Here is a 6,442-nt window from a genome sequence, read left to right as displayed (position 1 = left end):
CGGGGTCAGTTCTGCCAATCGCACACGGGCTCAACTACGCTGTAGTTGAGCCCGTGTGCGATTGGCAGAACTGACCCCGGATTAGCGGCGCGGGAGCGCGCGCGTCTGGCGCAGGCGCCGCCATAGCTTGAACTTGCGCACCAGGCTGTGGCTGACGTGGAACCAGCGGTTGCCGTCGATGACGTGCTGCACCTGGCGCGCGGCGCGGGCGTCGCGCACGTTGCGCGCCATGCCGGACAGCACCTGCTGCGGCGGCGAAAACAGGCTGGACAGGAAGATGCCGTGCACCTTCTGCCGCACCAGCGCGCCGGCCGCCGTCGGCAGCTGGTAGGTATTCTTGATCGTGCTCAGGTAGAAGTGGCATACCGCCACGTCGAACTGCGCCTGCACCGCCGCGCTGACCCCGGCGCGCTCGAAGTGCGGCTTGACCGCCGCCAGCGCCGACACAAAATCCACGCACCATTTCTCACTGATCACGCGGGTGATGCTGACCGGATGCTGGCGATACGCCAGCAGCACGTGCGGCAGGTACACCAGGCTGCGGCAGCGCTGCAGCAGCAGCGGCACCACCGCCACATCCTCGAACAGCCGCTGCGACGGGAACACCGGCATCGCGGTCTGGGCATAGATCTCGCGCCGGAACACCTTGCACCACACGTACATGTGGCGGTCGTTGAAGAACGAGGTCAGGATCGCGTCCTGGCAGGTGATCGGCTGGTCCGGCGCATAACTCATGAAAACGTCGCGGTCCTTTTCCGGCGCGTGCGGATGCCACATGCGCAGCGCCGTGGCGATCACGTCCGGCTGGTGGCGCGTGATGGTGCGCTCCAGCACGTCCAGCGACTGCGGCAGCAGGCGGTCGTCGCTGTCGACAAACAGGATGTAGTCGCCGCGCGCCGCCAGCAGGGCGCGGTTGCGGGCGTCGGCGATGCCGCCGTTGGCCTGCTCGATCAGGGTGATGGCCAGGCGCGGCCAGGCGTCGGCCACGGCGCGCATGCGCGCCACGGTCTGGTCGCTGGAGCCGTCGTCCACCAGGATCAGTTCATGGCGGCCGTCCATCTGGACCACGATGTGCTCCAGGCAATCGGTGATGTAGCGGTCGACGTTGTAGGCCGGAACCAGGATGCTCAGCAGCGGAACGCTGTCGGGCGCGGCGGTGTTCATGCACGCAGTCCCTTGACGGCCAGCACCGTGTGGTCGGCGTGGCGTTGCAGCACGGTGGCGCGGTTGCTGGTTTCCTGGTCGCGGGCGTTTTCCTTGTGCCACAGGTGGAACACCTCGGTGGCGTAGGCGCCGTCCTTGCGCATCACACCGGCGTTGAACAGGCGCAGCACCAGGTCGGAATCCTCGTGGCCCCAGCCGAGGAAGCTTTCGTCGAAGCCGTTCACCAGGTCGAGGTCGCGACGCCAGACAGCCAGGTTGCAGCTCTTGATGCGGCGCCAGGTGAAGCGGCGGCTGGTGCGGCCCACGTCCGGCAAGGTCAGCAGCAACGGCAGCACCTTGTTGAGGGCGCCGCTGCGGCGCCACGCCAGCTTCTGTCCGGCATCCAGCGCCTGCAGGTCCAGGTGCTGGCCCAGCACCCGCGCGGTGGCCGCCTCGTCGAGCAGGATGCGGCTGCCCTGCACCAGGTAGCCGGCCTGCGCCAGCTTGCGGTGCTGGCTGATAAAATTCCGCTGCGGCACGCAATCGCCGTCGAGGAAGATGATGTAATCGCCCCTGGCGTCCAGGGTGCCGAGGTTGCGCGCGCGGGCGGCGCGGAAGCCCAGGTCTTCCTGCCACACGTGGCGCAGCGGCACCGGCGCGCGCGCCTGCAGCGCCGCCACCGCCTGTTGCGTGTTGTGGCCGGAGCCGTCATCAGCGATAATGATTTCGAAGCCCGGATCGTCCTGGGCGAAGCATGCCTCGATCACGGCAGTGAGCGCGTCCGGCCGGTTATACGTGGTGACGACGACGGAAATGAGGGCAGGTGACATGGTTGGCAACTTGCTGTAACGGATTGCTTATTTGCAATAAACGATAATATGAATGAATAATACCTCACCCCAGTCCACTGCCAGCACTGTCTTTATCCACAGCCTGATCTTTCTGTTTCCGTTCCTGTTGCTGATTACCCGTTTCGGGGTCGGCCTGTGCAGTTTCGCCTTCCTGCTGGCGGCGATCGTCTACCGCCGCCAGGGCTGGCCGGTGCTGATGCGCCATCTTACTGAGATTCGCGGGGTATTGATAGCGTTCGGCGCGCTGCTGCTGATGGCCATGGTGGGCGCCGCCGTCAGCAGCGACGGCCGCCTGCGCGACCTGGAAAAGCCGTTGCGCATGCTGGCCGCCGGCACCGTGATGCTGACCGTGCTGGCCTGCCGCCCGAGCCGCAAGGCGCTGTGGTGGGGCCTGATCGGCGGCGCCGCCGTCGGCGCCGCCTTCATCGCCTACCAGCGCTGGGGCATCGGCCTCGACCGTCCCGGCGGCCTGATCAACTCCATCACCTTCGGCGACATCATGCTGTGCATGGGCCTGATGTGCCTGGCCGGCACGCTGGACTTCGCCGGCCGCAGCGCGCTCTGGCCCGGCCTTGGCGCGCTGGCCGGCCTGGCCGGTTCGGTGGCCACCGGCACCCGCGGCGGCTGGCTGGCGATCGCCTTTTCCGCACTGTTGCTGGGACGCTACGGCCACGTGCTGCGCGGCCGCTGGCGCAAGGTGCTGGCGCTGCTGGCGCTGGCGTTGCTGGTGAGCACCTACTTCATTCCGCAGACCGGCGCCCGCGAGCGCATCGACGAGGGCTTCAGCGATGTGCACCAGTACTTCAACGGCGGCCCGACCTATACCAGCGTCGGCATCCGCTTCGAGCTGTGGCGCAGCGCGCTGAAGCTGATCGGGCGCCATCCGTTGCTGGGCGCCAGGCCCGCCGCCGTCAAGGCCGAGATGGAGGAACTGGTCAACACGCACCAGGTGCACCCGTACGTGTTGCAGTTCGAGCATTTTCATAACGATATCCTGCAGGCGCTGGTGTTCGGCGGCGTGCTGGGCCTGATTATCTGGGGCGCCACGCTGGCGGCGCCGTTCATGTTTTTCCTGCACCAGGTGGAGCGCGGCGGCGGCGGGCGCAATGCGCCGGCGCTGGCCGGCATGCTGCTGGTGCTCAGTTATTTCAGCTTCGGCCTGACGGAAGTGATCTTCTGGTCGGTGCGCAGCTGCATGTTCTACGCGATGATGCTGTTCCTGCTGGCGGGACTGTGCCTGAACGCTAAAGAGGAAACCCGGTGAGCGAATTGCGGACCCTGATCATCTCCCCCAACTGGATCGGCGATGCGGTGATGGCGCAGCCCCTGCTGCAGCTGCTGCGCGCGGCCCATCCGGAACGGCCGATCGACGTGCTGGCGCCGCCGGCGGTGTCGCCGGTATGGCGCCAGGCGGCCGAGGTCGACGAGGTGCTGGAAACGCCGTTCCGCCACGGCGCGCTGCAGCTCAGGCAGCGCTGGAAGTTCGCCCGCATGCTGCGCCAGCGCGGCTACGCCGACGCCTACGTGCTGCCGAATACCATCAAGTACGCGCTGATCCCCTGGCTGGCTGGCATCAAGAAACGCGTCGGCTACAAGGGCGAAAGCCGCTACGGCATGATCAACCTGATGCACCACGACGAGCTGCCGCCGCGGCCGATGGTGCCGTTCTACGCCGCGCTGGCCAAACCGCCGGTGACGGTGCAGGGGCCGGGCCTGCGCGCGGCGCTGCCGCGTCCGCGGCTGGCGGCCAGCGCGGCGCAGATCGCCGAGGTGCAGCAGCGCCACGGCATCGACCCGGCGCGGCCGCTGGTGGCGATGGCGCCCGGCGCCGAATTCGGCGGCGCCAAGCGCTGGCCGGCGGGCCATTTCGCCAGCCTGGCCAAGGCCGTGCTGGCGCGCGATCCGTCGACCCAGATCGCGCTGCTCGGTTCGCCGAAGGACCAGCAGGCCTGCGCCGAGGTGGCGGCCGAGCTGCCGGCCGGCGCCGCGTTCAACCTGGCCGGCGCCACCAGCCTGGCCGAGGCGATCGCCCTGATCGCGCGCGCGGCGGCGGTGGTGGCCAACGATTCCGGCCTGCTGCACATCGCCTCGGCGCTGAACCGGCCGGTGCTGGCGCTGTACGGCCCCACCGATCCCGACCACGCGCCGCCGTTCTCGGACCTGGCGGCGTCGATTTCGCTGCGCCTCGACTGTTCGCCATGCAAGCAGCGCGAATGCCCGCTGGGACACCACGATTGCATGGTCAAGCTGGCGCCGGAACTGGCATGGCAGCGCTTGCAGCCGATGCTGGCTGCATAGCTTGCCAATTTGTTGTATAAGAGCAGTACGAGGAATACCTGGGTGCCCCCATGTTCAAGCGCCTTTCCATCACTTTCTGGGCCACCGTGTTTGTCAGCGCGGTGTGCCTGTCGCTGGTCGGCGTCGATGTCTGGCGCAGCCTGAACGCGCGCAGCGAGCAGCTGGCGGAGATGGAGCGGCTCGGCGCCAACCTGGCGCGCGCCATGGCCCAGCAGGCCGATGACACCATCAAGGCGGCCGACACCGCGCTGGCCGACGTGGTCGAGCGCATCGAGACCGACGGCACCGGCGCGCCGTCGCTGGCGCGGGTGCAGCGGCAGATGCAGACGCAGGTGGTCAACCTGCCGCAGCTGGTCGGGCTGTTCGTGTATGACGAGCAGGGCCGCTGGATCGTCAACTCGCGCGGCACGCCGGGCCAGGCCTACAACAACGCCGACCGCGAATACTTCATCCATCACCGCACCCATGCGCAACGCGGGCCGCACGTCGGTCACCCGGTCATCAGCCGTTCCAGCGGCCGGTGGATCATGCCGGTGTCGCGCCGCCTGAACAAGCCGGACGGCAGCTTCGCCGGCGTGGTGCTGGCGACGCTGGACATCGACTATTTCCGCCGCTTTTACCAGAGCTTCGACGTCGGCGCGCGCGGCGCGGTGGCGCTGCTGTCGGACGACGGCGTGCTGCTGCTGCGCCAGCCGTTCGACAGTGCGCGCGTCGGCAGCAGCATGCGCGACAGCGAACTGTTCCGCCACTACGCGCAGCAGAGCGGGGCGGCGCGCACCGGCAGCGCCTTCTTCCATTCCTTCCACGACAACGAGGTGCGGCTCCACAGTTTCCGGCCGCTGGAACACTATCCGCTGTTCGTGACGGCGGCGCTGTCGCGCGAGGAAATGCTGGAGCGCTGGCGGCGCGACACCTTCACCAGCTCGGCCGGCGTGATCGTGCTGGCCGCGCTGCTGGGCTTTTTCGGCAAGCGCCTGGTGGACCAGATCAAGCTGCGCGCGCTGGCCGAGGCCGAGCTGCGCCAGGCGCGCGACGCGCTGGAAAGCGCCAACCACACGCTGGCGCGCCAGGCCATGTCGGACGGCCTGACCGGGCTGGCCAACCGGCGCCAGTTCGATGTCACGCTGGGCAATGAGTTCAGCCGCGCCATGCGGCACCAGGACACGCTGGCCTTCATCATGATCGATGTCGATTACTTCAAGCAGTACAACGACCTGTACGGCCACAGCGCCGGCGACGAGGTGCTGCGCTCGGTCAGCAAGCTGATACGCGCGCTGACGCCGAAGCGGCCCGGCGACCTGACGGCGCGCTATGGCGGCGAAGAGGTCGGCATCCTGCTGCCGAATACCGATCTGCATGGCGCGCAGGCGGTGGCCGAACGCATCCGCCAGGCGGTGGAGCAGTTGCAGATGCCGCACAACGGCAGTCCGTTCGGCGTGGTGACCTTGAGCGCCGGCATCGCCACCATTGCGCCGCAGCGCGGCGTGCACCTGGCCAGCATGCTGGTGGAGGCGGCCGACAAGGCGCTGTACGTCGCCAAGTCGGAAGGCCGCAATTGCCTCAGCCTGGCGCCCTAGGTGGTTTCCAGCCGCAGCAGGGCGGCGCGCGCCACCGGCGGCGAGACGATGTGGGCGCCGTCGAATTCCGCGTAGTGCACATCGTAGCCTTCGCCGGCCAGGCGCTGGGCGATCTCCTGGCCGCGCTGCACCGACAACACCTGGTCGTCCTTGCCGTGACCGACGAAGATGCGCGGCTGGCCCTCGCGCCGCAACGGCGCCATGAAGCCGGGCGAGAACGCCAGGATGTCGCGGAACAGATGGCCGTTCATCAGTCCCACCGACAAGGCGTAGGAAGCGCCGTCGGAAAAACCGGCGATCGCCATCGCCTGCTCGTCCACCTCGTAGCGCTGCATGGTCCACAGCAGCGCGCGGTCGAGGAAGGCGAGGTCGGGGCCGTAGCCGCCGCGCAGCAAGTCCCAGCTGGTCGACAGCGCGTCGGGAATCAGCAGCAGCGCGCCGTGGCGGATCGCATGCGCCAGCGCGATGTGGTCGCCGCCGCCATGCTGGCCGCCGGCGCCGTGCAGCAGCACCAGCAGGTGCAGCGGCTGCCCGCCGGCGCCGGCGCCCGAGTCCAGGTGCGGCGGCACGTGC

At 68.4% G+C, this 6,442-nt stretch carries 6 protein-coding genes; 3 read left to right on the top strand and 3 right to left on the bottom strand.

Annotation, left to right across the window (positions count from 1 at the left end):
- Positions 1-81: 81 nt before the first annotated feature.
- Both GJ698_RS30110 and GJ698_RS30105 read right to left on the bottom strand, forming a co-directional pair.
- The gene (locus GJ698_RS30110; protein WP_154361536.1) at positions 82-1,164 is read right to left on the bottom strand and encodes a glycosyltransferase family 2 protein; all 1,083 of its coding nucleotides are present in this window, start codon (positions 1,162-1,164) and stop codon (positions 82-84) included.
- The gene (locus tag GJ698_RS30105; protein WP_154361535.1) at positions 1,161-1,973 is read right to left on the bottom strand and encodes a glycosyltransferase family 2 protein; all 813 of its coding nucleotides are present in this window, start codon (positions 1,971-1,973) and stop codon (positions 1,161-1,163) included. Before GJ698_RS30105 ends, GJ698_RS30110 begins: the two co-directional genes overlap by 4 nt.
- A gap of 52 nt (positions 1,974-2,025) precedes the next feature.
- On the opposite strand from GJ698_RS30105, the gene GJ698_RS30100 reads away from it, so the two are divergent.
- The 3 genes from GJ698_RS30100 to GJ698_RS30090 are packed head-to-tail and all read left to right on the top strand — an operon-like array spanning position 2,026 to position 5,869.
- Positions 2,026-3,258 (top strand): O-antigen ligase family protein, encoded by a 1,233-nt coding sequence (locus tag GJ698_RS30100; RefSeq protein ID WP_154361534.1) that lies wholly within the window; start codon positions 2,026-2,028, stop codon positions 3,256-3,258.
- Positions 3,255-4,292, top strand: coding sequence for a lipopolysaccharide heptosyltransferase II (gene waaF / locus GJ698_RS30095; protein ID WP_371865480.1), 1,038 nt, complete (start codon positions 3,255-3,257; stop codon positions 4,290-4,292). The genes GJ698_RS30100 and waaF overlap by 4 nt, the downstream gene beginning before the upstream one ends.
- Positions 4,293-4,342: 50 nt before the next feature.
- A complete protein-coding gene (locus GJ698_RS30090; RefSeq protein ID WP_154361533.1) occupies positions 4,343-5,869 on the top strand; it encodes a sensor domain-containing diguanylate cyclase in 1,527 nt (508 codons plus the stop codon).
- Here GJ698_RS30090 and GJ698_RS30085 read toward each other — a convergent pair.
- The coding region (locus GJ698_RS30085) for an alpha/beta hydrolase (RefSeq protein ID WP_154361532.1) at positions 5,866-6,442 on the bottom strand (577 nt) is incomplete at its 5' end. The genes GJ698_RS30090 and GJ698_RS30085 overlap by 4 nt on opposite strands.

This window comes from Duganella aquatilis, assembly GCF_009674565.1.
Taxonomy (GTDB): domain Bacteria; phylum Pseudomonadota; class Gammaproteobacteria; order Burkholderiales; family Burkholderiaceae_D; genus Rugamonas; species Rugamonas aquatilis.
Note: the sequence above shows the minus strand (reverse complement) of the source record. Positions and strands in the feature narration are given on the sequence as shown.

Bases quoted from the DNA above. Each gene is read 5' to 3' on its own strand.
- GJ698_RS30110 (WP_154361536.1), bottom strand. From the start codon at position 1,164: ATGAACACCGCCGCGCCCGACAGCGTTCCGCTGCTGAGCATCCTGGTT.
- GJ698_RS30105 (WP_154361535.1), bottom strand. From the start codon at position 1,973: ATGTCACCTGCCCTCATTTCCGTCGTCGTCACCACGTATAACCGGCCG.
- GJ698_RS30100 (WP_154361534.1), top strand. From the start codon at position 2,026: ATGAATAATACCTCACCCCAGTCCACTGCCAGCACTGTCTTTATCCAC.
- GJ698_RS30090 (WP_154361533.1), top strand. From the start codon at position 4,343: ATGTTCAAGCGCCTTTCCATCACTTTCTGGGCCACCGTGTTTGTCAGC.